Source organism: Methylobacterium oxalidis, assembly GCF_007992195.1.
In the GTDB taxonomy this organism is placed as follows: domain Bacteria; phylum Pseudomonadota; class Alphaproteobacteria; order Rhizobiales; family Beijerinckiaceae; genus Methylobacterium; species Methylobacterium oxalidis.
Genome location: NZ_BJZU01000065.1, coordinates 15624 through 42614, shown reverse-complemented (window position 1 = coordinate 42614; position 26991 = coordinate 15624). Strand labels below are relative to the sequence as shown.

Genomic DNA, 26991 nt, shown 5'->3' with positions numbered 1-26991 from the left:
GGCGTGACCGCGGAGCGACGTCATGCTGGACTCCGTCCGGATCCCGCTGAAGGCGTGGAACGCCCTGCAGCTGGCCGGGATCGCGGCACTGGCCTTCGGCCTCACCTGGTTCGGCCTCGCCGGGACGCGTCTCGCTGCGGGCGACCCGCGCGTCGACGCGGCGGCGCGCGCCTTCGCCGAGGCGGTCGACGACGGGCTGCACGAGGCCGTCGTCGACGCGCGCGGCGTGGCCCTCCTGCTGCAGCCGAACGATGCCGGCCTCTCCGATGCGGTTCGTTCCGCGATGCTGCGGGACTGGATCGCCATCAAGCCCCGCTATCAGGCGGTCTCGCTCGTCGGGCCGGCCGGGGAGGTGCGGGCGGCCGAGGATCCGCGCCGCGTCGGAACCGGACTCGGGCCGCGGCCCGTCTCCGCGCGCGTCCGCAACGCGGAGATCATGGTCGTGACGGCGGCCGACGGGGCCGCCGGTCCTTTCGAACTCCTGCTCTCCCTCGGCGCGCCGGCCCGGTCCGGACAGGTCGTGCTGCGGGCTGACGCGGGCTTCTTCACGCGCATCGAGGAGCGCGTGCGGCGCGCTCTCGATCTCCCGGAGGGTGCCGCCTTCGAGGTCACGGCCGCCGACGGGCGGAACCTTGCCGGCACCCCGTCGCCGGACGGCAGGGGGCAGGCCGAGGCGGTGGCCCCGACCCGCGGCTTCGGAGAACTGGCGAGCCCGGGCTGGCTCGTCACGGCCCGCGCTACACGCATGGAGGCCGCGGCCGGTGGCGCCGGCCGCACGCTCGGGCTCGGCCTCGCCGTCGTGCTCGCGGCGGCCGGCCTCGGCTACGCGCTCGGCGGCCGCGCCGCCCGGCCGCTCCGACGGCTCGTGGCGGAGCCCGCCGCCGAGGAGGCATCGGCCTCTCCCGTCAGCGAGATCGACGCGGTCGCCCGGCTCGTTGCGGGCCGCGCGCAGAGCGCCGAGTCCCGCCTTGCCCGTGCCGGAACCGGCATCGACCGGATCCGGGGACGCCTGCAGACCTTCGAGTCGATGTCGGGCTGGACCTACTGGGAGATCGATCCGGAGACCCGGCGCGTCATCTGGTCGGACCGCGACGTCGTCGGTGCTCCGGCGACCGTGGACAGGACGGCCGAATGGTCTGATCTCGCCGACCGAATCGACCCGGCCGATCACGCCCTCCTCGATCTCTCGGTCAAGGCGGCGCTCGAAGCGGACGGCCCGCACGACGTCGTCCTGCGTACCCGCCCCGCCGGGCCGGAGCGGGGCCGCCGCGTGCTCGTTCGGTTCCTGCGCGGAGGCGAGCCGGAGGGCCGAGCCGCGGCGCGGGTCCACGCCCTGAGCCGCGCCTTCGCCGAGGACGGCGCGACGGTCCCGGACCTCGCGGGCAGCGCCAACGAGCGGCGGCGCAGCCTCGTCCTGCGTCGGGTCACGGACGGGATCGTGCACGATTTCAACGACGTGCTCACCGTCGTGCTGGCCAATCTCGGCGTCCTCCGGCGCCGCCACGCCCTCGACGCCGAGCAGGCCCGCCTCGTCGACGGCGCGCTCGCCGGGGCGCTACGCGGCTCCGCGCTCACGCGCCGGATCCTGAGCCTCGTGCGGAGCGACGGCGAGAGCCTCGCCGAGAGCGACCTCGCCGCCACTGTCGCCGCGATCCTGCCCTTCCTCCAGACGAATGTTCTGCGCGGCACGCCGGTGATCGACCGCCTTCCGCAAGGGTTGCCGAAGGTGCTCTGCAGCGAGCGCTTCCTCGAAGTCGCGCTCCTCAACGTCGCGTTTCACTTCCGCGATGTCGGCCTCGAAGGCTTCGCGGTGGGGGCGGCCGAGCACGAGGCCGGCAAGCCTCCGGGCCTCGGGCTGCCGCCGCGCCCCTATGTCCGGGTACTCCTCGCGAGCGGCCGCCCGGTGCCGGGCGCCCGGCCGCGGACCGGCTCGGGCCAAGCGCTCGAGACGGTGTCCCGGCTCCTCGCCGAAGTCGGCGGTGGCTGGCGCGTCGCCGCGGATGGAACCGGCGAGGCCGCCTTCCTCGCGGAGATCTGGCTGCCCGCGGCCGAGCGCGAGGCCGAGGCCGCCGCGCCCGCGTGGCAGCCGAGCCTGCGCATCCTGCTCGTCGAGAGCGACAGCCTCGTGCGGACGAGCCTCGCCGAGGCGCTCACGGATCTCGGCCACGCCGTCGTGCAGGCGGCCTCGGGTGCGCACGCCCTCGCGCTCCTGGCCGAGAACGCCGCCTACGACGCCATGATCGCCGACCAGTCGATGCCGGTGATGACCGGCCTGCAACTCGCCGCGACGGTGGTCGAGCGCCATCCCCAAATCCGCATCGTCCTGGCGAGCCCGCACGGGCACCTGCCGGCCGCCGCCCGCAGATTCCTACAGCTCGACAAGCCGTTCCGGCAGGAGGATCTCGCCGCCCTTCTCGGCACGGTCGCCGCGCCGGTGGCCCGCGCGGCCTGATCCGGGCGTTGTCAGAATCTCGATTTCGCAACCTGAAGATGAGCGATTGTTAACCCTCGTCGCGGATAAATCGGTTGAGTGTTGCACCGGAATCCGAGGAGGGGGCGGCCGTGGGAACGTTCATCCGCCACCGAACGAACCGCGGCCTCCGGAGGTCGGTTCTCGCCGCGGCCGTGTCGCTCACCGGCGCCGACCAAGTCATCGCTGCCGACCTGCCGGCGAATCAGGGGGCCGTCGACTGGTACACGGGGGCCCAGCAGCAGGCGGTCGACGACAGCTGGGCCGTGGCGGTCGACGGCTCGACGAGCGTCACCTCGAACAGCTCGGCCTTCGGCTCGCTCACGGTCACCGCATCGCCCGGCGGCCCGCCGACTCAGAGCGGCGTGCGCGTGCGCGTCGAGGCCCTGGCCGGCACCTACTCCTACCCGGGTCAGGCCGTCGCCTCCCGAGTGACCGGGTACCAGCAGGAAGGCGCGCTCCTGACGGGTTACGAGTGGATCTGGCGCGACGCGGCGCTCGCCGGCTTCATCGGCTTCAACGTCCGCAGCAACCAGCTCTCGATCCCCGATCCCGGCAACCCGGTGGTCGGCACCGGTGTCGGGCTCAAGGTCGCCGGCAGCTTCTACGCGAACCCGACCGACCGGACGATGGTCTCGGCCTACGGCTCGTACTCGACGAAGTTCAACGCCTACTACTCGCGCTTCCGCGTCGGCTACATGGTCGCGGACGGCGTCTATATCGGCCCGGAGGCCTTGTTCCTCGGCGACGACTTCTTCCGCCAGTACCGCGTCGGCGCGCATCTCTCCGGCGTGACCTTCGGCCCCGTGCAGATGTCGATCGCCGCCGGTTATGTGAACGACCGTGTCCAGGGCTCCGGCTACTACTCGTCTGTCGAAGCGCGCGCGAAATTCTGAGCCGGGCGGGAGTGCGGGAGCCCGCACACGCTCGCTCGTTCCGCCGACGGAAAACTGTTTTCCATGCCTGCGCGGTTCATGGGCCGGGATGGGGCGGGCGCCGGCACTGGCGAGACCGGCCGCCGCGCTAGATCATCAGACTTGAACACTGGTTTGAGTCGATCAAAGCAATTCTAAGCAAATCCAGAGCAGTTTCTGTCTGGATCCAGCGTATGGGAAGAATTTTCTATCTGTGCTAGAAATTCATGCTGAATCAGGGCTGGTTTCTCAGTCGCCTCACATTGTTGCAGACTGAATTGATCTCTCCAAAGACGCTGGATCGGCAGGCCAGAGGAAGGGGATTTCGTGGATTGAACGAGAAATGGACATAATCCGATGATGTGCCGGAGCGCGGCACGGGAGAGGTTGGCGTGATACGGGCGGTGCGGTGGTTGGCATGGATGGGAACGACGGTCGCCGGCCTCGTCCTGCTGAGCCAGCCTGTCGGCACGCAGAACCAGCTCGCCATGAGCCTCGCCGCGATGATGGCGATGGTCGTGCTGTGGCTGTTCTTTGACGGTCCGCGCACGCGCTTCGTCTTCTTGGCGATGGGAAGCCTCGTCGTGCTCCGCTACATCCTGTGGCGGGTCACCGACACGCTGCCCTCGCCGGGGGATCCCGTCAGCTTCGGCTTCGGGCTGCTCCTGCTCGTCGGCGAGCTCTACTGCGTCTTCATCCTGTTCGTCAGCCTGATCATCAACGCCGAGCCCCTGCGCCGCCGCCCGCCGCCGCCGCAGCGGGCCGAGGCGCTGCCCACGGTCGATGTCTTCGTGCCGAGCTACAACGAGGACGCGTCGATCCTGGCGATGACGCTCGCGGCCGCCCGCCAGATGAACTACCCGCCGGACAAGCTGACGGTCTGGCTGCTCGACGACGGCGGGACGGACCAGAAATGCGCCGACGCCGATCCCGGGAAGGCCGCGGCCGCGCGCCGCCGGCGCACGGAGCTGCAGGCCCTCTGCGCGGAACTCGGCGCCCGCTATCTCACCCGCGAGCGCAATCTCCACGCGAAAGCGGGCAACCTCAACAACGGGCTCGCCCAGGCCACGGGCGACATCGTGGTGGTGTTCGACGCCGACCACGTTCCGTTCCGCTCCTTCCTGCGCGAGACGGTCGGCTACTTCCTGGAGGATCCGCGCCTGTTCCTCGTCCAGACGCCGCACGCCTTCCTCAACCCCGACCCGATCGAGCGGAACCTGCGCACCTTCGAGCGGATGCCGTCCGAGAATGAGATGTTCTACGCGGTGACGCAGCGCGGCCTCGACAAGTGGAACGGCTCGTTCTTCTGCGGATCGGCCGCGCTCCTGCGCCGGACGGCCCTCGACGAGGCCGGCGGCTTCTCGGGCATCACCATCACGGAAGATTGCGAGACCGCCTTCGAACTGCACGCCCGCGGCTGGACCAGCGCCTACGTCGACCGGCCGCTGATCGCCGGCCTCCAGCCCGACACGCTCGCCGACTTCATCGGCCAGCGCTCGCGCTGGTGCCAGGGCATGTTCCAGATCCTGCTCCTCAAGAACCCCGCCTTCAAGGCCGGGCTCAAGCCGATCCAGAAGGTCGCCTACCTGTCGAGCATGACGTTCTGGTTCTTCCCGGTGCCGCGGCTGATCTTCATGTTCGCGCCGCTGCTGCACATCTTCTTCGACCTGAAGATCTTCGTCGCGAGCGTCGACGAGTCGATCGCCTACACGGCCACCTACATCGTCATCAACCTGATGATGCAGAACTACGTCTACGGGAAGTTCCGCTGGCCCTTCGTCTCCGAGCTGTACGAGTACATCCAGGGCCTGTACCTCTCGAAGGCCATCGCGTCGGTGATCGTGTCGCCGCGCAAGCCGACCTTCAACGTCACCAGCAAGGGCGCCACGCTCGACCACGACCATCTCTCGCCGCTCGCGCTGCCGTTCTTCGCGGTCTACGCCCTCCTGCTGACCGGCTGCCTCGTGGCGGGCTGGCGCTACCTGTTCGAGCCGGGCGTGACGAACCTCATGCTCGTGGTGGGCCTCTGGAACTTCTTCAACCTCCTGACCGCGGGCGCCGCCCTCGGCGTCTGCGCCGAGCGGCGGCAGACGGAGCGGATGCCCTCCCTGCCGATCGCCCGGCGCGGCGTGCTCAGCCTCGGCGGCCGGGCCGTGGACGTCGCCATCGAGCGCGTCTCGGCGGAGGGCTGCACCCTGCGCCTGCCGACCGCGCTCCTCGCGCCCGGCGCCGGCCAGCGCCCGATGACCGGCGCGCTGTCGGTGACCCCGATCGACAGTGCGCGCGCCGCGGCAGCGCTGCCGGTCACCCTCGCGGGCGTCTCCCGCAGCGGCGACGAGGCGGTCTGCCGCCTCGACTTCGGCACGCTGCGCACCGGCGACTACGCGGCGCTCGCCGGCCTGATGTACGCCGACGCGGACGCGATGCTGCGCTTCCAACTGCGACGCCGTCGCCACAAGGACATCGTCACCGGCACCCTCCAGTTCGTGTGGTGGGGCCTCGTCGAGCCCTTCCGGGCCCTGCGCTACGCGCTCGCCGGCGAGGCCGGGCCGGTCGCCGACGAGACCGCCGCGGCACCCGTCCCGGTCTACGACGAGCCCGCGCCGGTTCCCGCGCGGCCGACCCTCCCGCCCGCTCCGCCGGCCCGCCCCGCCGAGCCCGCGCGCCCCGCCCCCGTCCCGGCTGAGGCCGAGGGCGACTGGGTGCGCCTGATGTTGGAATTCGAGAACGAGCGCCTTCTCGCGGCCGAGGGCGGTCGCCGCCGGGGTGCCCTGTGAGGCGCCGATGAGAGCCCTCGCGCGCGTCCGGATCGCCCTCGGGATCGGTCTCGCCCTCGGCTGCGCCGGACCGGTGGCGGAGCCGCGGGCGCAGAGCTTCCTCGGCGCCGGCCCGGCCGAGCGGCTGACGGTGCCGCCCGCGGGCGATGCCCTGCGGGTATCCCCGCCGCCGCCATCCCGGCCGGAGCCCGGACCCCCGCAGCGGCCCGATCCGGGCGCGGAGGCGGCACGGCGGCTCTCCGTCCAGGCGACCATCGCGGCGGCGCGCCGCTTCCCCGCCGGGACCCGCGGCTACCGCCTCGCGGGGGAGGAGGACGCCCTGCAATTCCCGGTCTTCCTGACCGAGGCCCAAGCGCGCGGCCCGTCGGCGCGCCTGCGCGTGTCGTACCTGTCGGCGATCTCGGTGGCGCCCGAGAACTCGGAGCTGACCGCGCTCGTCAACGGCACCAAGGTCGGATGGACCCGAATCCAGGCTCCCGGCGCCGTGAAGGTCGTCGAGTTCGCGCTTCCCGAAGGTCTCCTCAAGGGCGGCTACAATGCCGTGCACTTCACGGCGAGCCAGCGCCACCGGGTCGACTGCTCGCCCGAGGCGACCTACGAGCTCTGGACCCAGATCGACTCGTCCCGGTCCGGGCTGGTGGTGGCACCCGCCTCCGATCTCGACCTCAAGTCGCTGGCGGCCCTCGAGCCCGACGAGAGCGGGGCCCTGCCCGTCGGCGTCGTCCTCACCGAGAAGCCGAGCTTGGAGCGGCTGGAGCGGATGATCGGCGCGGTGCAGGCGGTCGCCCTGGTCGGGCGCCTCGCGCGCCCTGCCGTGACTTTCGGGCCGCCGATCGCGGGTCGCACCGGCGTCAACCTCCTGGTCGGCACGCCGGCGGAGATCCGCGGCGTCGAGGGCGTCGAGGAGATCGGCCCGGTCACCGGCCCGAAGCTCGCCCTGCTGGCGCCGCGAGGGAACCGGGCGCCGGTCCTGGTGGTGACGGGCACGAACGACGCCGAGATCCGCCAAGCCATCGCGACGCTTGCCGCCACCGGCGACGCGGCGGGCACCCTCGACGGAGCTCGCACGGCGAGCCTGACCCGGGGCTTCTCCATTTCCAGCGGCGAGAGCCTGACCCTCGACCGCCTCGGCGTGGCCACCCGCGAGTTCAACGGCCGCCTGCTGCGCGTCGGGTTCGAGATCCGGTTTCCGGCCGATTTCGTCCCGGCCGATTACGGCAAGGTGATGCTCCACCTCGCCGGCGGCTACGCGGCCGGGCTCGATCCGAGCGCTCAGATCGTCGTCGACGTGAACGGCCGCAACGCGGCCAGTGTGCCGCTGCCCTACACGCGGGGCGAGGTCTTCGAGGACAACGCCATCCCGCTCCCCCTGAGCCTGTGGCGGCCCGGTCTGAACCGCGTCGAGATTTCCGCGCATCTTCCGATGGCCGCCGACCGCGCCTGCGACATGCTCGCGCCGAGCGCCCGGCAGGCCCGCTTCCTGTTCCTCGATCGCACCCGCCTCGACATCCCCGCCCTGGCCCGGGCCACCCGCAGTCCCGACCTCGCCGCCATCAAGGCCGGCGCCGTGCCCTTCGTGGCCGAGGGCGTGCGGCCGCGCCTCGTCCTGCCGACGCCGGACCGCGATTCCGCGGATGCCGCCGCCATGTTGGCCGCCCGGCTCGCCATCGCGGCCAAGCGCGTCATCGACTTCGAGGTGACCTCGGACGAGCGGGCGCCGGACGGCGCCGTGAGCCTCGTGGTCGCCCCCGCGCGCGCCCTCAATCCGCTGACGATCGAGGCCGTCGGCCTCGATCCGGAGCAGATCCGCCGGATTTGGGAGGGCCGCGCCGAGACCGTGGCGGCGCCCGGCCCGTTCGGCACCGAAGGGGTCCTCACCCTCGACCGGCTGCGCCGCAACTTGCCGATGCGCTGCGCGCTCCCGCCCGCCACCATGCCGCTCCGCGTGGCGGCGGTCGCGCCGGCGCCCGCACCGGCCCCGGCGCCCGCGCCGCAGGCTCCCCGCGCGGACGCCGACCCGGACCCCCTGGCGCGCTGGGGCGAGAACCTGCGCGGGACCGGATCCATCCCGGCTGTCCTGGGGACGGCGTGGGTCGATCTCACCCGGCGCGCCGCGCAGGCGCGGGAGACTGTGCAGGGTTTCCTGCGCTGGCCGGTCGAGGCGGAAACCGTACCGGTGAACCCGCGCGCCTCCCTCGTTCTCGCGGAAGGCTCTGGCGAGAAGCTCGGCGGCCGCACCGTACTGGTCACAGCCCCGAACGCCTCGATGCTCAAGGCGTCGGTCTCCTGCCTCGTCGACCCGGTCGTGTGGACGCGCCTTGTCGGCAGGGCCGCCTTCCTCGACGCTTCCGACGGCAGCCTCAGCATCGTCGAGCCGGAGCGGGTCGAGCTCGTCGAGACGCAGCCGTGGGCGCTGGCGAACTTCCGGCTGGTCTCGGCCGCGTGGCTCTCCCTCAACCCGGCCTCCTACGTCGGCATGACGCTGCTGATGGCGCTCTGCCTCGGCCTCGCCACGACGAGCCTCGTGCGCCAGCTCGGAAGGAAGAACGGGTGATGCCGCGCGCGCGCAGCCGGTCCCGCATCCCGTTCGTGATGATCGCGGCGGCGTGGCTCGCGCTCGGGCCGGCGCTGGCCGAACCGGAAAACAGCGCCGTGCCGCCCGCGACCGCCGTCCCGAGCACGTCCCGTCCCGGCAGCGCGGCGCCGGCCGCCAGCGGGATCCCGCTCGCCGACACGCTCGGCGACCATCCGGGCTGGCGCGCCTACCGGTCCCGCTTCGTCACCGAGCAGGGCCGCGTGATCGACACGGCGAATGGCCGGATCAGCCACAGCGAGGGCCAGGGCTACGGCCTGCTGCTCGCGGTGGCGGCGGGCGACCGGGCGACCTTCGAGCGGATCTGGGGCTGGACCCGCGCCAACCTGATGGTGCGCTCGGACGAGTTGCTGGCTTGGCGCTGGACGCCGGACCACCGGCCCGCGGTCGCCGACATGAACAACGCCACGGACGGCGACATCCTCGTCGCCTGGGCCCTCACCGAGGCCGCCGAAGCCTGGAACGAGCCCGCCTACCGCACCGCCGCGCGCCGGATCGCGGTCGAGTTCGGGCGCAAGACGATCCTGTTCAAGGATTCGCACGGGCCCCTGATCCTGCCGGCGATGTCGGGCTTCTCGGCTCGCGAGCGCGCCGACGGCCCCCTCCTGAACCTGTCCTACTGGGTGTTCCCGGCCTTCCAGCGCCTTCCGATCGTGGCGCCCGAGTACGACTGGGCCGCCGTGATCCGCAGCGGCGTCGACATCCTCCGGCAGGCCCGGTTCGGGCCGAGCAGCCTGCCGACCGAGTGGATCTCGGCCAAGGAGGCGCTGCGCCCGGCGGACGGCTTCCCCGCCCTGTTCTCCTACAACGCGATCCGCATCCCGCTCTATCTCGCCTGGGCCGGCGTCGGGCGGCCCGAGGATCTCGCCCCTTTCCGGACCCTCTGGGGCGGGATCGACCGTGAGCGGCTGCCGATCGTGGACACCGCCAACGGGCGCCCCGTCGAGTGGCTGACGGAGGCCGGCTACACCGCGCTGCCGGCGCTCGTAGCCTGCGCGATCGACGGCACACCCTTTCCCGAAGGGCTCGACTCGGTTCAAGGCAATCAGAACTACTATCCGACCACCCTGCACCTCCTCGCGCTGATCGCGGCCCGGATGCGCTATCCCTCATGCGTGAAACGGTGACCCCACCGCCCACCCTCTCGCGGCAGCCCTGGATCGGGCTCGCGGCGGTGCTCGTGCTCGCCAGCGCGGCGCCGCTCGCCGCCCAGCCGGCGCAGCCCGCCACCGCGCCCGAGGCGCCCCCGGGCATCGTCTACGGCGACGGCGCGCGGGCGCCCGCGATCCTCGTCGACCCCGACACGTCCGGGAGTTCGGGCATGGTCGACGAGAGCGCCCTGCGCTACTACGCCTCGCAGAAGCAGACCGTCCGCATGAAGGCGGAGATCGCCCGCCTGAAGCGCCTCTATCCGGGCTGGACCGAGCCCGCAGACCTCGACAGCCTGCAGCCGAGCCCGCCCGAGGAGGCGCCGTTCTGGGACCTCTTCACCGCCGGGCGGTTCGATGACCTGCGAGCGGCGATCGCCGCCCGACGCTCGCTCGACCCGTCCTGGCAGCCCTCCGAGGAACTGGCGCGCAAGCTTCGGCGGGCGGAGTTCCGCACCCGGATCAAGGGCATGGCCGGGCGGACCGCGGACGAGGTGGTGGCCTTCTACAGGGCCGATCCCTCCGCCCTGGATCCTGCGGACGTCGAGAGCATCTGGACGATCGCGGACGCGCTCGCCGCGAGCGGCGCAAGCGAGGACGCCTTCAATCTCTACAAGTCGGTGCTCGACACCAGCAACGACGTCGGCGCGCGCCTCGCGACGATCCAGAAGGCGATGGCGCATCTGAAGATGGACCAGGCCGAGCGCCTGATCGCCCTGGGCCGCCAGGACGCCGAGGGACGCTCGGAATTCGACGCGATCCGCATCGACATCACCCGCGCCCGCATCGCCGCCTTCCTGCACGACGAGCCGGCCCAGGCCCTGACGCTCGCCGACCTCACCGCCTTCCAGGCCTACGCCCGCAAGGTCGGGGAGCCGAGCCAGACCGGCCTTCTCGGCTGGTACGCCTACAAGCGCCGGCAGTTCCGCGAAGCGCTCGAATGGTTCAAGCAGGCCATCGCGCGGGGCGGCGATGCCATGGTCGCGCACGGGCTCGCCCACACCCTGCGCGAGCTCAACATGATGCGCGAGGCCGAGGAAGTCGCTTACGCCTGGCGCGACCGGTTTGTGGGCAACGAGATCCTGTTCATCGACATCCTGGAGCGCAAGCTCACGCTGCCGAGCCCGCCCTTCATCGAGCCCGCGCGCATCGAGCGCTACGCCAAGGTCGTCATGGCTTCGGGCTCGGGGGAGGGGGCGCAGGGGCTCGCTTGGTACGCCTACAATTCCTGCCAGTTCGATGCGGCCCTCGAATGGTTCCAGCGCGCCGTCGCCTGGATGCCGGGCGAGAGCACGGTGTTCGGCTACGCATTGACCCTGCAGCGGCTGAAGCGCCAGCGGCCCTATCTCGAGACGGTGAACCGCTACGACGGCCTGTTCCCGAAAGTCGTCGACATGCTGTTCCGCGAGGACGAGGGCGGCCCGCCCCTGGCCTGCGCGCCGCAGCCTGCCCCGCCGGCCCGCGCTGCGGCGGCGCCCCCGGCTCAGAAGCCCGAGCCGCAGATTTACGGCAGGGTTCCCCGGCCGGACGCCTCCGGCGTCGCGGCGCGGACCGACGCGAGGCCCTCCGCCGTCCAGCGCGGCGAGTTCCCGCTCGCCGTCCCGCTCGAGAACCCGCTGCGCTACCCGCCGGCCTCCGCGCAGCGGGCGCTCGCCGAGCCGGTGCCGGCGGGCACCTACGCCCGCGAGCCGGCAACGGGCCCGGCACCCCTCGTGGCGCGCCGCGTGGCGGGGGCGGGCACCATGCCCTACGAGCGCTTCGGCTACGCGCTGCTTCCCGGCGACAACGGCCTCGACAAGCCCGAGGGCCTCGCGTCCCCGCCGCAGGGAACGCTGTGGCAGGAGCAGCAGGCGGAGCGCACCCGCTCCAGCGCGCCCGAGAGCGACCGCTTCTCGGTGCCGGGCAAGTCCACCTCCGAGCGCGCTGCCCCGAACCCGAGAGCCTTTCCTTGATCCTGCCGCTTCGAGGTCTCGCCGCGGCGTCCGCGCTCGCCTGCGGGCTCACTCTCGGGGCGGGTGCCGCTCGCGCGCAGGGCGCGGCACCCGTCCTGCACATGCCCGGTGCCGGTGCCGTGACGGCGGTGGTCACGACCCCCGTTCGGGACGGGTTCGATCAGCGCATCCAGTACGAGGGCGGCGACGGACGCAACCACGCCGAGATCGCGCTGCGCAACGAGACCGGCGACCTCCTGCTCGCCTTCCCGCCGCGGCTCGCCAAGCCGAGCCAGTTCGGCATCGAGGGCGAGATCGCGGTCCGCTTCCCCGGCCAGCCGATGCGCGTGCTGGCGGCCCCCCGCCGGAACGCCTACGGCCCGGTCGGCATCGCGCTCGGGCCCGATTGCCTCTACGCGTGGCAATGGTTCGAGCGGCCCCGCGCCGGCCCGCGCGCGGAGGTGCAGGGTGGTCTGTTCGGGCCGCTGCCCGAGTGGCGGGACGGGCGGCGGGCCCTCTCGCTGCGGATCCGGCTCTGCCGCACCGCCCGGGCGAGCCTCGACGATCTCGTCGGTGCGGTCGAGCGGATGGTCATCAGCCTGCCGACGGGCGTCCGCAGTGCACCCGTTGCCGCGCCGCGGCCTCCGGTGCGACGCAAGCCGCCGGCACCGCGGACCGCCCGGCCGGCACCAGCGGCGGAGGCGCCTCCGAAGCCGGAACTGCCGGCCGCGCCGCCGGCCCCACCGCCGCCCAAGGTGGAGCAGTCGCGCGTGCCCGCGCCTCCGCCGCCGCAGCCGAGCCCCACGGATACCGGCCGGCGCTACCTCGCTCCGTCGGCGCCCGAGGCGGGCGCGCCCGCCGCCGTCCCACCGCCAGCCCCGAGCGGCGGCGGGCCGCAGCGCTACATCACGGACGGGCTGCGTCCGGCCGAGGCGCCGGGCACCAGCCTCACGCCGAGCCCGGCGCCGGGACGCAGCACGGGCGAGAGTCTCTCCCGCGACCTGCCGTCCGAGGCTTACCAGCCGCCCCCGAAGCGTGGGCCCTGAGGCCCTCGTCCCGCGCGGAATTGCGCGGTCCTGCGCCGGGGCCTACAGATCCGCTCGGCCGGCGGGAGGCTCGCGCCGGTCCGCGCGTCGAAGGATCCAGCGATGAGAGTTGCCGCAGACCTGTGCATCGTGCCGATGGGCGTCGGCCCGTCCGTCTCGCCCTACGTGCGCGAGATCAAGGCGATCATCGAGGCGAGCGGCCTGACCGCGACGATGCACCCGAACGGCACCAACATCGAGGGCGAGCTGCGCGACATCTGCGATCTCGCCGAGCGCTGCGAGGCGCGCTTGGCGGAGCTCGGAGTCCAGCGAACCTTCTTCACGATGATCTTCTCGACCCGGCGGGACAAGCAGCAGTCGATGGCGGACAAGCTCACAGCCGTGTCCTGACGGGCCGCCACGGACGAGGCGAGGAAAGACCGCGTGATGGAGAGCGCCGCGATCGGCGAAGAAGTGCCGGCCCGGGACGCGGCCGGACGTGCTCCGCCCCGGCCCGTCACCCTCGCCGAGGCACTGCCGGTGTGGGCGCGCATCGCCGCGCTCTCCTTCGGTGGTCCGGCCGGGCAGATCTCCGTGATGCACCGCGTCCTCGTCGAGGAGAAGCGCTGGATCTCGGAGAGCCGGTTCCTGCACGCGCTGAACTTCTGCACCCTCCTGCCCGGGCCGGAAGCGCAGCAGCTCGCCACCTACGTGGGCTGGCTCATGCACGGCACCCGCGGCGGCCTCGTGGCCGGCGGCCTGTTCGTGCTGCCGGGCGTCGTCGCGATCATGGCGCTCAGCTGGATCTATGCGCTCTACGGCAATGTCGGCCTCGTCGCCGGCCTGTTCTTCGGCCTCAAGGCGGCCGTTCTCGCCGTGGTGGCGCAGGCCGTGCTGCGGATCGGGCGCCGGGCCCTGCGGGGACCGGTGATGGTGGCGCTCGCGGCCCTCTCCTTCGTCGCGATCTTCTTCCTCGACATTCCCTTCCCGGTGATCGTGCTGGCGGCAGCCCTCGTCGGGTATCTCGGCGGACGGGCGGGCCTGCCGCAGTTCCAGGCGGGCGGCGGCCACGGCAGCGCGGCGGCGGACGACGGTCCCTACCTGCTCGCCGACGCCGAGCTTCCGCAGGAGCATACGTCGCCCGGCCGGACCGCACGGGTCCTTGCCCTCTGGGCGGCGATCTGGCTGCTGCCGGTCGCGGCGATCCTCGTCCTGCTCGGCCCGGGCGACATCTTCGGGCAGATCGCGGTGTTCTTCTCGAAGATGGCGATGGTGACGTTCGGTGGCGCCTACGCCGTGCTCACCTACGTCGCCCAGCAGGCCGTGGACCATTACGGCTGGCTGCGGCCCGGCGAGATGCTGGACGGCCTCGGCATGGCCGAGACGACGCCGGGACCGCTCATCATGGTCACGCAGTTCGTGGGCTTCCTCGCCGCGTACCGGGCGCCCGGTGCGCTGCCGCCGCTCGTCGCCGGCACGCTCGGCGGGCTGCTCACCACCTGGGTCACCTTCGCGCCCTGCTTCCTCTGGATCTTCGTGGGCGCGCCCTACGTCGAGCGGTTGCGCGGCAACCGGGCGCTCGCGGCCGCCCTGGCGGCGATCACCGCCGCGGTGGTCGGCGTGATACTCAACCTCGCCGTCTGGTTCGCGCTTCACACGGTCTTTGCCGAGGTACGCCCGGTGTGGCTCGGCCCGCTTCGGCTCGACGTGCCGAACCTCGCGAGCCTCGACCCGTTCGCCCTCGCTCTGACCCTTGGGGCACTCGTGGCGGTGTTCCGGTTCGGGGCCGGCATGCTGCCGACGCTCGCGGCCTGCAGCGCGGCCGGCGTCGCCCTGCGCCTGTCGGGGCTCGTCTGATCGCTTCGCGATCTCCTGAACAGATCCGAGCCGATGTACGCGATCCCGGCCGCCACGTTCGGTTCGGCGGCTCGACAGAATAAGCTTCTCGTGCGAACACGACATGAAGAAGAATATTTTCTGGAGGAGATGATGGGCGATAAGGGTGTCATCGACCGCCGCGGTTTCCTGGCGGGCGGCACCGGCCTCGCGGTGGCGGCCGGGTTCGGATCCGCGGCCTCGGCCCAGGAACCGGCTCCGGCTCAGGCGCCGGCCGCTCCGCCGGCCGCGAAGCCGCTGCCCGCCTACGTGGCGTGGAAGGACCCCGAGACGCTGATCGTCCACTCGAACCAGACGATCGAGACGAAGCGCGGCGCCATCGGCACCAGCCTCGTCACCGACGAGGACCGGCTCTACATCCGCAACAACGTGAACCCGCCGCCGGACTCGATCCTGGCCGATCGGGACGGCTGGCGGGTCGAGATCGCGGGCGTTCGCGAGCCGCGGACCCTCACGGTGGCCGAGCTCAAGGGCCTCGGCCTCGCGACGGTCGCCACCGTGCTGCAATGCTCCGGCAACGGCCGCAAGTACTTCCAGGACAAGCTCACGGGCGGCCAGAAGATCAGCGGCACGCCCTGGACGGTCGGCGCGGCCGGCTGCGTCATCTGGAGCGGGGTGCCCCTCAAGGCGGTGGTCGAGGCGCTCGGCGGCGCGGACGGCAGAGCGCGCTTCATCACCGGCACGGGCGGCGAGGAGCTGCCTGCCGGCCTCAAGCCCAAGGACGTGATCGTCGAACGCTCGGTGCCGATCGCGAACCTGGACACCGTGATCCTCGCCTGGGAGATGAACGGCAAGCCGATCTCGCTCGCCCATGGCGGCCCGCTGCGGATGATCGTGCCCGGCTACTCGGGCGTGAACAACATCAAGTACGTGAAGACGGTCGCCCTCACCGAGCAGGAGACCGACGCCAAGATCCAGGCGTCGAGCTACCGGATGCACGGGGTCGGCGAGAAGGGCAGCCCGTCGCAGCCCTCCGTCTGGGAGCAGCCGGTGCGCTCCTGGATCACCGCGCCGCTCGAGGGCGCCAAGGCCGGCCGCAACCAGATCGTCGGCGTCGCCTTCGGCGGCATGAACGCGGTCTCGCGCGTCGAGGTCTCGGTCGACGGCGGCGCGACCTGGCGGGAGGCCGCCTTCGTCGGGCCCGATCTCGGCCGCTTCGCGTGGCGGGCCTTCGTGCTGCCCGTCGACCTGCCCGCGGGCCGGCACGTCCTGGCGAGCCGCGCCACCGACGCGAAGGGCAACGTGCAGCCGGAGGAATCGGAGATCAACGGCGGCGGCTACAGCCACAACGGCTGGCGCGGCCCGGCGCTCACGGTCGAGGTGGCATGAGCGGGTTCGCCACTCTCTGCGGACGCCTCGCGGGCGCCGGCGTGCTCGCCGGCCTCCTGCTCTCGTCCGGGCCGGCCGGCGCCGATGCGGTCGCGCTCGGCCGGCAGGTCTTCCTGGAGCAGGCCGAGCCCCGGTGTGGCGCCTGCCACACCCTGGCCGATGCCGGGACGACGGGGCAGGTCGGGCCGGTGCTCGACGAGTTGAAACCCGACGCGGGGCGGGTCAAGGCGGCCGTTCAGAACGGCATCGGCGTGATGCCGGCCTTCGAGGATCTCACGCCCGAGCAGGTCGAGGCGGTCTCGGCCTACGTCGCCGCGGTGGCGGGCAAGGCCCGGTAGAACGACGCCGCGGTCGTGCAGGCCGCGGCGCCGTATCGTCCGTCAGCAGCTCAGGCGCCGGCCCTCGCGGCGGCCGTGCACGCGGTAGTGCAGCAGACCGGATTCCATCCGGCCGGTGGCCACCGCCCGGCGCACATCCGGATTGCAGCGCAGGTACTCGCGCTCGTCGAACGCGAAATCCCTGCCGCGGCCGCGGTCCCGGTAATCGTCGCGGTCGCGATAGCCGTAGTCGCGGTCCCTGTAGCGGTCGCCGCGGTCACGGTAGCCGTAGTCGCCGCCGCCGTAGGGCTGCGCCAGGGCTGGCCCAACCAGGCTCAGACCCAAGGCTGCGACTGCAATCAATGCCTTCATGTCCCGTTTCCTCCTCGTCAGCCGCTATAAACGCCGCGATGGCCGAGCGGTTCGATCCTCTCTGCCCGCGATCCCCTCGGATGCGGGCTCGGCAGGACGAGGTGTGAAGCACCCGGCCGGATCCGGCCAGACGGGAAACCGCGAAATCGACGCGGGAATGCGACGGCCGTCCCGCAGCGACTACGTACCTCGCGCCGGCGCTCCCGGGTGCCACCTCGTTCCGGGAGCTGTGGCACACACCTGCGTCAGGCCCAGCCCCGCAGCCGGCCGGTCGCGATCGCGTCGCGGGCATGCTGGTAGCCGAGCTCGGCCGTGATCTCGAAGCTCGACCAGGCCCGCAGGTCGATGCCTGCGAGCGGCGGCTTGAGCACCACGCTCGCGCGGCTGACCGCCATCAGCGTCTGCGCGTCGCTCGAGACGGTCGCCGCGCGCAGGAGCAGGGGCGCGATGGCCGGCATCGCGTCGGGCGAGCCGAGCAGGCGGCGCGCGACGTGGCCGCGCCAGGAGCGGCGCGGCATGGCCTGGAAGGCGAGGTCGCTGCCGACGTCGACAGCCAGCACGGGCCCGCGGCCGAGGCCGGCCATCACGTCGGCGGGCAGGTTGTTCATCATGCCGCCGTCGACCAGCACGCCCGCTTCCGACAGGACGGGCGGGAGCAGGCCCGGGATCGCGATGCTGGCGCGCAGCGCCCCCGCGAGGTCGCCGCTGCGGTGGACCATCGCGGTGCCCGTGGTGAGGTTCGACGACACGCAGAAGAAGGGCAGCCACAGGTCCTCGATGCGCGCGCTGCCGAAGCGGTGCCGCAGCCCGGCATCGACCTTCGCCCCGCGCGTGAGCGCATGGTAGGGCAGCGTGTAGTCGTTGAGCGGATTCCGGCCACCGAAGGTCGCCGCGATCTGCGCCCGTATCGGATCGGGGCCGAGGCCCATCGCAACGCTCGCGGCGATGACCGCGCCCATGCTGGTGCCGCCGACGAAGTCGACCGCGAGGCCGGCCTCGTGGAGGGCCCGCAGCACGCCGATATGGGCGAAGCCCCGCGCCCCGCCGCCGCCCAGCACGAGGCCGCGGGCCGTTCCGCTGGCGAGCCGGGCGAGCCGGCGGAGGTCGTCCGGGTGCCCATCCCGCACCTGGAGCCGAAGGGTCGCCGGAAGCGCCGCGACCGCCGGGTGCAGCGGCCGGGGCAGGGCCGCCCGCGCGTCCTGGCGCACCGCGAGGTCGATCCGGATCCAGTCGGAGCGGACACGCGCGACGCAGTCCTGCGCTCCCGGCCGCGGCGGCTGGCCGGGCTCGGCGAGCAGCAGGATGTGGTCGGCGTGGCGCAGGCAGAGCTGGCACCAGGGACAGTCGGTGATGCGGTGCGCCGCGAAGATCGTGCGCGCGTGGCGCGTCTCGTAGTCGTGGAACCACGTCTCGTCCGCGCCTTCCGGCCAAGCGTCGAGGCAGCCCGTCGTACCGGCCAGGGTCTCGTCGAAGGCGTGGGCGAGCGTCTGCCCGAACGCGGCGGCGTCGAGACCCTCGGTGACGGCTAGCACGGCGAAGCTGCGCGGGCTGTGCTCGATCGGGCGGCGGTCGGAGGCGGCGCGCAGGCGGGCGGCCAGTTGCCGGGCGAAGTAGAGAAGCGTGCCGGGGTGGCGCTCGACCACGTCCTCGAAGGCGTCGCGGGTCAGCCGCAGGAGGTGCGTGTCGCGCAGGGCCGTCGCGGTGGCCGAGCGCGGCTCCGCCGAGAGGAGCGCCATCTCGCCGAAGGTCTCGGGTGGGATGAGCCGCGCGATCCGGCGCGCCCGGCCGTCTGCGGGATCGCGGGTCGAGATGCCGACGGCGCCCGAGACCAGCGTGTAGAGCGCGTCGCCCTCCTCGCCCTCCTCGAAGACCGGGCGCCCGCCCGCGACCGCCACCGCCGCGAAGCGCTCGCGCACGGCCTCGGCCGCCGCGGGGCCGAGCCCTGCCAGGAACGGGATTTCCGGAAGGTTCATCCGGCCTCCCGCCTCGGGCGGCGGCGTGCGGGCCGGGCGGTGTCGCGGACGCGTGCAGGCTTCATCGTGCTGTCCCGAACGCCGGCCGTTCCTGTCCCGGCCCCCGCCACGCCCGGTCGATCCTACCATGCCGCTTCGCCCCCGCGGCGCGCGGTACGGTTGCGGCTCCGTGGGCCGCGCGGTGTGGCCGCTCCGGCGGTATGATGGCCGGACGACATCACCGCAGCGCGAGGCGCCGATGGATCCGGACGAGACCGAGGGCGAGGACTGGCTCTCGGTCGGCACGCGCCCGCCCGATGCGGCGGCCCTGGAGCGCGCACGCGAGCGCGCCGACGAGCCGGGTCGCGGCCGGACCGCCGCGGAGCCTTCGGAGATCCCGGCGCTCGGCTGGCGGGACGTGCTCTGGCGCATCGTCGCGTCCGTGCCGCAGGACCGGGTCCTCGCGACGGCCGGGGGCGTCAGCTTCTTCGCTCTGCTGGCGACCTTCCCCGGCCTCGCGGCGATCGTCTCGCTCTACGCCCTGTTCTCGGACCCGGGCGTCATCGGCAAGCACCTGAGCCTGCTCGCCGGGGTGCTGCCGAGCGGCGTGCTCGATCTCCTCGCCGACCAACTCGGGCGCATTGCCGAGCAGAGCACCGGCCGCCTCAGCACCGCCTCTCTCGTCAGCCTGCTCATCGCGGTCTGGAGCGCCAATTCCGGCGTCAGCGCCCTCTTCGACGCCCTCAACGTGATCTACAAGGAGCGCGAGAAGCGTACGCTGGTGCGGTTCTACGCCACGACCTTCCTGTTCACGCTGAGCGGCCTGCTGTTCGCGCTCGCCGCCATCGGCATGGTGGTGCTGCTGCCGGTGACCCTCGATCGGCTCGGCTTCGGCTCGTCCACGGACACGCTGATGCGCGTCGCGCGCTGGCCGGCGCTGCTCGTCCTCGTCAGCCTCGGGCTGTCGCTGATCTACCGGTACGGCCCGAGCCGGCGGGAGGCCAAGTGGCGCTGGGTCACCTGGGGCAGCGTCGCGGCGGCGCTCGGCTGGGTCGCCGGCTCGGTCCTGTTCTCGTGGTACGTGGCGAGCTTCGACAGCTACAACCGGGTGTACGGGTCCCTCGGCGCGGGCATCGGCTTCATGACCTGGATCTGGCTGTCGCTCGTCATCGTGCTGCTCGGCGCGGAGCTGAACGCCGAGCTGGAGCGGCAGACCGCGCGCGACAGCACGGCGGGCCGGCCGAAGCCGCTCGGCCAGCGGCGGGCGCGCGCGGCCGACACGGTCGGCCCGGCGCAGCCCTGAGGCGCAGGGCTGCTCAGGGGATCGCGGGCAGCCCGGCCGCGTGCTCGGCGATGGCGCCCGGTGTCGTCAGCCAGACCGCCTCGCGCCGCTCCGCGATGTGGCGGAGCGCCCGCCTCAAGGGCCGCAGGCGGTGGGGCTGGCCGACGATGTAGGGATGCAGCGCGATGCCCATCACCAGGGGGGCCGCGCGGGACTGCTCCAGCATCTCCTCGAAGGTGTCGACGATCATCTCGGCGAACTGCGCGCCGGAATCCTTGCGTGCGACGATCGCCGGGATGTCGTTCAGTTCCTGCGGGTAGGGCACCGAGAGGATGCGCCTGCCGTTCCGGGTCGCGAACCAGACCGGCTGGTCGTCGTGCGCCCAGTCGAGCAGGTAGCGGTAGCCGGCCTCGGCCAGGAGATCCGGCGTGAGGGGGGATTGCGAGATCCAGGGGCCGAGCCAGCCCGCCGGCGCCCGTCCCTCGGCGCGCGCGATGACTGCCGTCGCCTCGGCGATGAGGGCGCGCTCTCCGGCCTCGTCGTGCTCGCCCTGCCGCTCGGCGTTGGTGCGCCCGTGCGCGACGATCTCGTCGCCGCGCGCCCGGAACGCCTCCACCAGCCCCGGGCAGTCCCGGTAGAGGTTGCTGTTGACGAGCACGCCGGCCGGCAGGCCGAGCTCGTCGAGCATGTCGCGGACGCGCCACGCGCCGACCCGGTTGCCCCAATCGCGCCAGGCGTAGTTGAGGACGTCCGGCTGGGGGCCGCCCGGCGCGAGCTCGGCTCCGAGCCCGGAGCCGAAGGCGAAGGTCTCGAGGTTCAGGCCGAGATAGACGGCGAGGCGCCTAGCCCCCGGCCAGTCGTAGACGGGCCGGTCGGGCAGGGCGCTGTAGGCGTAGCGTCCGTGGTCCGAGGTCGTGGGCATGCGCGCTCCGCTGCCCGGCCCGCCCGCGGCGGCCGCCGGGTGTTCGAGGGGGTTCGTCAGGCCGCTCCGAGGTAGGCCGCCTCCAGGCCCTTGTCCGCCTGGAGCTCTGCGGCACTGCCCTCGGCCACGACGCGGCCCTGCTCCAGTACGTAGCCGCGATCGGCGACGGTGAGGGCGAGGGCCGCCATCTGGTCGACGATCAGGATCGTGACGCCCTGGTCGCGCAGGTCCGCCACCACGCCGTAGAGGGTGTTGATCATGGAGGGCGCGAGGCCGAGGGAGGGCTCGTCGAGGAGCAGGATGCGCGGCCGCGCCATCAGCCCGCGGGCGATGGCGAGCATCTGCTGCTCGCCGCCGGAGAGCAGGCCCGCCCGGCTCGAGGCGCGCTCGCGCAGGCGCGGGAAGCGGTCGAGCAGGGCCTCGACCTCGGCCGGGTCGATGCGGCCGCCCCGGCTGCGGGCGCCGAGCCGGATGTTCTCGACGACGGTCAGTTCCGGGAAGACCTGCCGCCCCTCCGGCACGAGGGCGAGGCCGAGGCGGGCGATGGCGTGGGCCGGAAGCTGGGCGACCGGACGGTCCGACAGGACGATCTCGCCCTCGACCGGGCGCAGCAGGCCCGACAGCGCCCGCATCGCCGTGGACTTGCCGGCGCCGTTGGCGCCGAGGAGCGCTACCGTCTCGCCCGGGCGGACCGCCAGGGCGAGGTCGTCGAGCACCGGCGCCGCGCCGTAGCCGGCACTCAGGCGGTGGCTCGCCAGGACCGGGTCGGCGGGGGCCTGCCAGGGGGCGGGGCGGGGCCGCGCCGGCGTCTCGGCGCCGCCCAGATAGGCGCGCAGCACGGCCGGGTCGCGGCGGACCTCGGCCGGCGTGCCCTTCGCGATCGGGCGGCCCGCATCCATCACGAGGATGTGGTCGGAGGTGCCCATCACCAGGGGCATGTCGTGCTCGACGAGAATGACGGCGACGCCCGATCCGGCGATGCGGCGCAGGAGGGCGCCGATCCGGTCGGTGTCGGCCCGCGTCAGGCCGGCGGCCGGCTCGTCGAGCAGCAGCACCTTCGGGTCGCCGGCGAGCGCCCGCGCGATCTCGACGAGCCGGCGGTCGACATGCGGAAGCTCGGCGGCCGCCCGCCCGAGAGGCCCCGCGTAGCCCGCGAAGGCGAGGAGAGCGGCGGCCTTGCGGGCGTCCGCGGCGGCCGTCCGGCGCAGGAGGCTGCCCGGCGCGACCGCGAGCGCCACGTTGTCGAGCACGCTGAGCGAGCCGAACAGGCGCGTGGTCTGGTAGGTGCGGGCGATGCCGGCCCGGGCGATGGCGTGGGCGGGCGCCCCCGCGAGGTCGCGCGCGCCGAGCCGGATCGCGCCGGCATCCGGCCGGTAGAAGCCCGAGACCATGTTGAGCACGGTGGTCTTGCCGGCCCCGTTCGGGCCGATGATGCTCGTGACGCGCCCGGCCTCCGCCGTGAGCGAGACCCCCTGCGCCGCGCGGATGCCGCCGAAGCTGATGCCGATGCCCTCGATGACGAGCGGGTCGCCGCCCGCGCGCTCGGGCAGGCGCTCCGCCGCGTCCGGCTGCGGTGCCCGCTCGTCCGGCGCGCGGGGCAGGAGCCGGGCCAGCGTGCCGACGATGCCGGCCGGGACCAGCCAGAGCACGACCAGCGTGGTGATCCCGAAGAAGATCAGCCTGTACTCGGCGAGGCCCGAGAGGAGCTCCGGCAGGAGGACGGTGACGAGGGCGCCGCAGAGCGGCCCGAGCACCGTGCCGGCCCCGCCCACCACCACGGAGAGCACGAACAGGATCGACTGCGAGAATGGGAAGGAGCTCGGGGCGATGAACAGCATCAGGGGCGGCAGCACCGCCCCCGCGAGCCCGGTGAGGCCCGCCGAGATCGCGAAGGCGGCCGTCTTCACCCGCACGGGGGCGAAGCCGAGGGAGGCCGCCGCGGCCTCCGCGTCCCGGACGGCGCGCATGGCGCGCCCGAGCCGGGCGAGGCGCAGGCGGTGGAAGCCGTAGAGGCTGATGCCAGCGCCGATCACCGAGAGGATCGCGAGGCCGCGCTCGGCCAGGGTCTCGCCGAACAGGACCGGCCCGGAGGTGATGATGAGCCCGTTCTGGCCCCCCGTGAGTTCCCCGCCCTCGATCAGGGCGTGCTCCACGAGGAAGCCGAAGGCGATCGTCATCATGGCGAGGTAGGGCCCCTTCACGCGCATGGCCGGCACGGCGAGCAGGGCGCCGACGATCGCGGCAAGGAGCCCGGCGGCGGGAAGGGCCAGCCAGAAGCTGACGCCGGACAGCGTCAGGATCGCGCTCGCGTAGGCGCCGAGCGCGTAGAAGCCCGCATGGCCGAAGGAGATCAGTCCCGCCAGCCCCAGGAGCACGTTGAGGCCGGTGCCGGCCACGACGGTGAGCGCCACCAGCGCGATCACGAAGTGGCTGTAGCCGTGGCTCGCGGCCACGAGGCCGAGTCCCGCGAGCGTGAGTGCCAGGATGGCGAGCGGCATGGCCGCCGGCGCGCGCAGGCTCCGCATGGGCTCAGACCTTGTTCACGGCGGCCCGGCCGAGGAGCCCGTCCGGGCGCAGGGCCAGCGCCAGGATGATGACGGAGAAGACCACGATCTGCGTGTAGGTGGAGCCGAGCGTCGCCGTGACGCCCGCCTCCACGAGCCCGTAGAGGAGGCCGGCGAGGACCACCCCCGTGGCCGAGCCGATGCCGCCGAGGATCGCCACCGCGAACGCCTTGATGCCGAACAGCGTGCCCATCTCCGCCGAGACCGAGAACAGGGGCGCGATCAGCAGTCCGGCCGCGCCCGCCAGCAGCCCGGACAGCGCGAAGGCGCAGGCGACCGTGCGGCGCACGTCGATCCCCATCAGGCGGGCGGCGTCCGCGTTCTGCGCCACCGCGAGGAGGACCCGGCCGAGATCGGTGCCCCGGAACACCGCCCGCAGCGCCAGGGCCGCCGCGATGCCCACGACCGGGATCACGAGCTGCAGCAGGTAGATGCCGGCCCCGAACACCTCGATGGGACGGCCCACCAGGACGGAGGGCAGGCTGCGCGGCTCCTTGCCGAAGGTGAACAGGAGGGCGTTGTCGAGGATGATGCCGCCCGCCACGGTGGCGAGCAGCCACGCGTCGGAGTTGCGCACCACGAACGGCCGCACCAGGGCCCGTTCGACCACGAGGCCGAGCAGCGCGCAGCCGACGAGGGCGCCCGCCACCGCGAGCGGCATCGGCCAGCCGAGGCCGACCGCGAACCAGTAACCGAGCACGGCCCCGAGCGTGACGGCGCTGCCCTGCGCGAAGTTGACGGTGCCGGAGACCGCGTAGGTGATGTGGAAGCCCAGCGCGATCAGCCCGTACATGCTGCCAAGGCCGAGGCCGCTGACGAGAACGCTGGTCAGCATGGGCGTGCCCTCCCGTCCCCGGCGCCGGTCACTGCGTGACGGCGACGATCTCGCCGTTCTGGAAGCGGGTGAAGACGTAGTCCTTCGGCCCGAGCGCGTCGTGCTGGCCGGGCGCGAAGGGCTTCTCGTAGGTCTTGATCAGCCCCGGATAGGTGGCGACCTTGTAGAAGCCGTCGCGGACCTTCGGCCCCTCCGTGGAGCCGGCAGCCGTGATGGCCAGCGCGATGAGATGCGTGGCATCGTAGGCGTTGGCGATGCCGACCGCGGGCGTCACGTCGGCCATCGAGCGGATCGCCGGATACTTGGCCTTCAGCGCCTCGAGTACGGCCTTGGCCTTCGGCGAGTCGTTGCCCGCGAAGGTGAAGGTCTGGACGAAATGGACCTTGGCGGCGCTCGGGCCGGCGAGCTCGTCGAAGCGGCCGCCCGCGGGGCCCCAGTGCGAGATCACCGGCACGTTCCAGCCCATCCGGTCGAGGGACTTCACCACCTGCGCGGAGGGGCCGACATTGCCGACGAGGAACAGGGCGTCGGCGCCCGCATCGCGCAGGCGGGTGAGCTGGGGCACCATGTCGACGTCGTTGGCCTCGTACTTCTCTATGCCGGCGGCCGGGAGGTTCGCCGCCTTCAGGGCCGCGGTGAGGCCCTGCTGGTTCGATTCGCCCCAGGCGTTGTTGACGAGGATCATGCCCGGCTTCTTCGCGCCGTAGGTCTTCACCGCGTAGGCGACGAGGGCCTCGTCCACGAGCGCGTCCACCGCCGAGACCCGGAAGGCGTAGTTGTCGGCGGCGCCGTTGCGGGTGATGCCGGTGCCGGCCGCCCAGGGGCCGACGAAGGGCACCTTCATCTGATTGGCGATCGGCACGATCGCCATCGAGACCGGCGTGTCGAGGCCGCCGATCAGCGCGATGACGCCCGCCCGCTGGATCAATTCGCGGGCCGCGAGCACGCCCTTCGAGGGATTGGCCTCGTCGTCGCGCGCCACCAGCTCGAGGGGCCGGCCGAGGACGCCGCCCTTGGCGTTGATCTCGTCGATCGCGAGGCCGATGCCGCGGGAGATCGCCTCACCGGATTTCGCGGACTGGCCGCTCAGCGCGGTGACGAGCCCGATCTTGACCGGGTCCGCGGCTCGGGGCGCGCCGAGCGGCACGAGACCCGCGAGGAGCGACAGAACGGCGAGGCGGCAGAACCGGGATCGCGTCGGGCGAAAGCGATTCGGGCGGGAGGACGTCTGGCGGAGGGACATGGCGGTTCGGTCTCCGGCGGGCCTTCAGGGGCGGTCCGCAACGCCCGTGCCACCAGAGTACAGACGGATTTTCTCATGTCATGATCGATCGCGTGCAGGTGCCGCACAAAATGTGCACAGTTACGCGAAAAACTGCATACACTTTTCGCAGGCATCGACGCCGAAGTCCTGTCAGTCTCGGCAGACGAGGCGGGACAGGCCGCCGGAACGGGAGCGCACGACCCATGAGCCAGAACACGAGCGACAGCAGCGCGACCGACGCGACCCGGGAGGCCGCCGCGATCGTCACGGCCTATCTCGAAGCCTCGATGGTGCCGGACCCGGAGACGGCCGCGCGCTACATCGCGCCGGACCTCGAGATCGTCTTCACGGGGGCCCGGCGCTTCCGCCATCCGCGCGAGGTCACGGCGTTCAATGCCGACCGCTACGCCTGGGTGAAGAAGAGCATGGAGCGCCTCGACGTGGTGCCGGGCGAGGGGCAGACCACGGTCTACAGCCTGGGCACGCTCTACGGCGCGTGGCCGGACGGCACGACGTTCGAGGGCAACCGCTACGTCGACCGCTTCACCGTCCGCGATGGGCTGATCGTGACGATGGAGGTCTGGAACGACAGCGCCGAGCGGCTGCTGACGCGGGCCGGCCTCGCCGACTGAGCGGCGCCCTCAGGTCTCGACGTAGGGCGCGAGCCGGCGGGCGAGATCCTCGTCGCGCATCGGCGCGGCGACGATCAGCGCCCGCTCGGCCACGGCGTCGAGGTGGTGGTCCATCAGGGCGGTCGCCCGCGCGACGTCGCCCTCGACCAGGGCGGCGACGATGGCGCGGTGCTCGCTCACCGCGCAGTCCGCGGAGTGCGGCCTCGCGTAGAGCGACAGGATCAGAGCGCAGCGGTAGCCGAGCTCGGCAACGTAGCGGCGGAGCACCGAGCTCCCGGTCATCTCGGCGAGCAGGACGTGGAACTCGGTCGCGAGGCGGATCGAGGCGGCGTCGGGCCCGCCGCCCGCCGCCTCCTCGCCCTCGATATGGGCTGCGAGGTCCGCCCGCTGCTCGGCGGTGAGACGGCCCGCGAGGCGGGCCACCACGAGCCGCTCGAGGCCCATGCGCACGTCGAACGTGTCCCGCGCCTCCTCCCAGCTCGGCGTCGCCACGACCGCGATCCGGTTGCGGCGCAGCTCGACCAGGCCCTCGCCCGCGAGCTGCCCGAGGGCCTGCCGCACGATGGTGCGGCTCACGCCGAAGCGCTCGCCGAGCGCGTCCTCGGGCAGGCGGTCGCCCGGAACGAGGGCGCGCTCGACGATGGCGCGTCGCAGCGAGCGGCAGATCGCCCCCACGCGGTCCTTACCCTCGCGCCGTCCTCGAACGTCCGTCATCCGCGCACTGCCTCGGCCGCGACGGGCCCTCACCCTCGGATAGGCGAAGCGCCG

The 26991-nt window shown here is 72.8% G+C and carries 20 protein-coding genes; 13 read left to right on the top strand and 7 right to left on the bottom strand.

What is annotated here, in order from left to right:
* The first annotated feature begins 22 nt into the window (after positions 1-22).
* From MOX02_RS16280 to sorU, 11 genes are all read left to right on the top strand, one after another.
* Complete coding sequence (locus MOX02_RS16280; protein WP_147026845.1) at positions 23-2452, top strand: response regulator; 2430 nt, start codon at positions 23-25, stop codon at positions 2450-2452.
* Positions 2453-2625: 173 nt separating this feature from the next.
* On the top strand, positions 2626-3366 hold the full coding sequence (bcsS, locus tag MOX02_RS16275) for a cellulose biosynthesis protein BcsS (RefSeq protein ID WP_238178721.1): 741 nt from the start codon (positions 2626-2628) through the stop codon (positions 3364-3366).
* A 410-nt stretch (positions 3367-3776) separates the two neighbouring features.
* Positions 3777-6161, top strand: coding sequence for a UDP-forming cellulose synthase catalytic subunit (gene bcsA, locus MOX02_RS16270; protein ID WP_147026843.1), 2385 nt, complete (start codon positions 3777-3779; stop codon positions 6159-6161).
* Between the two features lie 7 nt (positions 6162-6168).
* A complete protein-coding gene (locus MOX02_RS16265) occupies positions 6169-8715 on the top strand; it encodes a cellulose biosynthesis cyclic di-GMP-binding regulatory protein BcsB (protein ID WP_147026842.1) in 2547 nt (848 codons plus the stop codon).
* A 38-nt stretch (positions 8716-8753) separates the two neighbouring features.
* Positions 8754-9881 carry a family 8 glycosyl hydrolase gene (locus tag MOX02_RS16260; RefSeq protein ID WP_170267897.1) on the top strand — a complete coding sequence of 376 codons (1128 nt, stop codon included), beginning with the start codon at positions 8754-8756 and terminating at the stop codon, positions 9879-9881.
* Entirely contained in the window at positions 9878-11854 is a 1977-nt protein-coding gene (locus tag MOX02_RS16255) for a hypothetical protein (protein WP_373866754.1), read from the top strand. The genes MOX02_RS16260 and MOX02_RS16255 overlap by 4 nt, the downstream gene beginning before the upstream one ends.
* Entirely contained in the window at positions 11851-12879 is a 1029-nt protein-coding gene (gene bcsN, locus MOX02_RS16250; RefSeq protein ID WP_238178706.1) for a cellulose biosynthesis protein BcsN, read from the top strand. Before MOX02_RS16255 ends, bcsN begins: the two co-directional genes overlap by 4 nt.
* A 102-nt stretch (positions 12880-12981) precedes the next feature.
* Positions 12982-13269 carry an MTH1187 family thiamine-binding protein gene (locus MOX02_RS16245; RefSeq protein WP_147026840.1) on the top strand — a complete coding sequence of 96 codons (288 nt, stop codon included), beginning with the start codon at positions 12982-12984 and terminating at the stop codon, positions 13267-13269.
* A 36-nt stretch (positions 13270-13305) separates the two neighbouring features.
* Positions 13306-14715 carry a chromate efflux transporter gene (gene chrA, locus MOX02_RS16240; RefSeq protein WP_147026877.1) on the top strand — a complete coding sequence of 470 codons (1410 nt, stop codon included), beginning with the start codon at positions 13306-13308 and terminating at the stop codon, positions 14713-14715.
* A gap of 132 nt (positions 14716-14847) precedes the next feature.
* A complete protein-coding gene (sorT, locus tag MOX02_RS16235) occupies positions 14848-16083 on the top strand; it encodes a SorT family sulfite dehydrogenase catalytic subunit (RefSeq protein WP_147026839.1) in 1236 nt (411 codons plus the stop codon).
* The gene (gene sorU, locus MOX02_RS16230) at positions 16080-16421 is read left to right on the top strand and encodes a SorU family sulfite dehydrogenase c-type cytochrome subunit (protein ID WP_147026838.1); all 342 of its coding nucleotides are present in this window, start codon (positions 16080-16082) and stop codon (positions 16419-16421) included. Before sorT ends, sorU begins: the two co-directional genes overlap by 4 nt.
* Positions 16422-16463: 42 nt before the next feature.
* Here sorU and MOX02_RS16225 read toward each other — a convergent pair whose 3' ends face one another.
* Positions 16464-16772 (bottom strand): hypothetical protein, encoded by a 309-nt coding sequence (locus MOX02_RS16225; protein ID WP_147026837.1) that lies wholly within the window; start codon positions 16770-16772, stop codon positions 16464-16466.
* A gap of 245 nt (positions 16773-17017) precedes the next feature.
* A complete protein-coding gene (locus tag MOX02_RS16220) occupies positions 17018-18745 on the bottom strand; it encodes a patatin-like phospholipase family protein (protein ID WP_147026836.1) in 1728 nt (575 codons plus the stop codon).
* Between the two features lie 238 nt (positions 18746-18983).
* Here MOX02_RS16220 and MOX02_RS16215 point away from each other — a divergent pair, with 238 nt between their 5' ends.
* On the top strand, positions 18984-20027 hold the full coding sequence (locus MOX02_RS16215; protein ID WP_147026835.1) for a YihY/virulence factor BrkB family protein: 1044 nt from the start codon (positions 18984-18986) through the stop codon (positions 20025-20027).
* A 13-nt stretch (positions 20028-20040) separates the two neighbouring features.
* On the opposite strand, the gene MOX02_RS16210 is transcribed toward MOX02_RS16215, so the two are convergent.
* From MOX02_RS16210 to MOX02_RS16195, 4 genes are read right to left on the bottom strand one after another with little or no spacing between them, the layout of a single operon-like run.
* Entirely contained in the window at positions 20041-20928 is an 888-nt protein-coding gene (locus MOX02_RS16210; protein ID WP_147026834.1) for a polysaccharide deacetylase family protein, read from the bottom strand.
* Between the two features lie 56 nt (positions 20929-20984).
* Positions 20985-23453, bottom strand: a complete 2469-nt coding sequence (locus tag MOX02_RS16205; protein WP_147026833.1) for a branched-chain amino acid ABC transporter ATP-binding protein/permease — start codon at positions 23451-23453, stop codon at positions 20985-20987.
* A gap of 4 nt (positions 23454-23457) precedes the next feature.
* Positions 23458-24327 carry a branched-chain amino acid ABC transporter permease gene (locus MOX02_RS16200; RefSeq protein ID WP_147026832.1) on the bottom strand — a complete coding sequence of 290 codons (870 nt, stop codon included), beginning with the start codon at positions 24325-24327 and terminating at the stop codon, positions 23458-23460.
* A 28-nt stretch (positions 24328-24355) separates the two neighbouring features.
* Positions 24356-25570 (bottom strand): ABC transporter substrate-binding protein, encoded by a 1215-nt coding sequence (locus MOX02_RS16195; RefSeq protein ID WP_238178704.1) that lies wholly within the window; start codon positions 25568-25570, stop codon positions 24356-24358.
* 224 nt (positions 25571-25794) lie between these two features.
* Here MOX02_RS16195 and MOX02_RS16190 point away from each other — a divergent pair, with 224 nt between their 5' ends.
* Positions 25795-26223, top strand: a complete 429-nt coding sequence (locus tag MOX02_RS16190; RefSeq protein WP_147026831.1) for a nuclear transport factor 2 family protein — start codon at positions 25795-25797, stop codon at positions 26221-26223.
* A 9-nt stretch (positions 26224-26232) separates the two neighbouring features.
* On the opposite strand, the gene MOX02_RS16185 is transcribed toward MOX02_RS16190, so the two are convergent.
* Positions 26233-26937 carry a GntR family transcriptional regulator gene (locus tag MOX02_RS16185; RefSeq protein ID WP_147026830.1) on the bottom strand — a complete coding sequence of 235 codons (705 nt, stop codon included), beginning with the start codon at positions 26935-26937 and terminating at the stop codon, positions 26233-26235.
* Between the last annotated feature and the right edge of the window lie 54 nt (positions 26938-26991).

What these genes read in the sequence shown, in the direction of transcription:
- MOX02_RS16190 (WP_147026831.1), top strand. Translation starts at nt 25,795, where the DNA reads ATGAGCCAGAACACGAGCGACAGCAGCGCGACCGACGCGACCCGGGAG.
- MOX02_RS16280 (WP_147026845.1), top strand. Translation starts at nt 23, where the DNA reads ATGCTGGACTCCGTCCGGATCCCGCTGAAGGCGTGGAACGCCCTGCAG.
- MOX02_RS16205 (WP_147026833.1), bottom strand. Translation starts at nt 23,453, where the DNA reads ATGCGGAGCCTGCGCGCGCCGGCGGCCATGCCGCTCGCCATCCTGGCA.
- sorU (WP_147026838.1), top strand. Translation starts at nt 16,080, where the DNA reads ATGAGCGGGTTCGCCACTCTCTGCGGACGCCTCGCGGGCGCCGGCGTG.
- chrA (WP_147026877.1), top strand. Translation starts at nt 13,306, where the DNA reads ATGGAGAGCGCCGCGATCGGCGAAGAAGTGCCGGCCCGGGACGCGGCC.
- MOX02_RS16215 (WP_147026835.1), top strand. Translation starts at nt 18,984, where the DNA reads ATGGATCCGGACGAGACCGAGGGCGAGGACTGGCTCTCGGTCGGCACG.
- MOX02_RS16195 (WP_238178704.1), bottom strand. Translation starts at nt 25,570, where the DNA reads ATGTCCCTCCGCCAGACGTCCTCCCGCCCGAATCGCTTTCGCCCGACG.
- MOX02_RS16185 (WP_147026830.1), bottom strand. Translation starts at nt 26,937, where the DNA reads ATGACGGACGTTCGAGGACGGCGCGAGGGTAAGGACCGCGTGGGGGCG.
- sorT (WP_147026839.1), top strand. Translation starts at nt 14,848, where the DNA reads ATGGGCGATAAGGGTGTCATCGACCGCCGCGGTTTCCTGGCGGGCGGC.
- MOX02_RS16200 (WP_147026832.1), bottom strand. Translation starts at nt 24,327, where the DNA reads ATGCTGACCAGCGTTCTCGTCAGCGGCCTCGGCCTTGGCAGCATGTAC.
- MOX02_RS16220 (WP_147026836.1), bottom strand. Translation starts at nt 18,745, where the DNA reads ATGAACCTTCCGGAAATCCCGTTCCTGGCAGGGCTCGGCCCCGCGGCG.
- MOX02_RS16265 (WP_147026842.1), top strand. Translation starts at nt 6,169, where the DNA reads ATGAGAGCCCTCGCGCGCGTCCGGATCGCCCTCGGGATCGGTCTCGCC.
- MOX02_RS16210 (WP_147026834.1), bottom strand. Translation starts at nt 20,928, where the DNA reads ATGCCCACGACCTCGGACCACGGACGCTACGCCTACAGCGCCCTGCCC.
- MOX02_RS16225 (WP_147026837.1), bottom strand. Translation starts at nt 16,772, where the DNA reads ATGAAGGCATTGATTGCAGTCGCAGCCTTGGGTCTGAGCCTGGTTGGG.
- MOX02_RS16260 (WP_170267897.1), top strand. Translation starts at nt 8,754, where the DNA reads ATGATCGCGGCGGCGTGGCTCGCGCTCGGGCCGGCGCTGGCCGAACCG.
- MOX02_RS16245 (WP_147026840.1), top strand. Translation starts at nt 12,982, where the DNA reads ATGAGAGTTGCCGCAGACCTGTGCATCGTGCCGATGGGCGTCGGCCCG.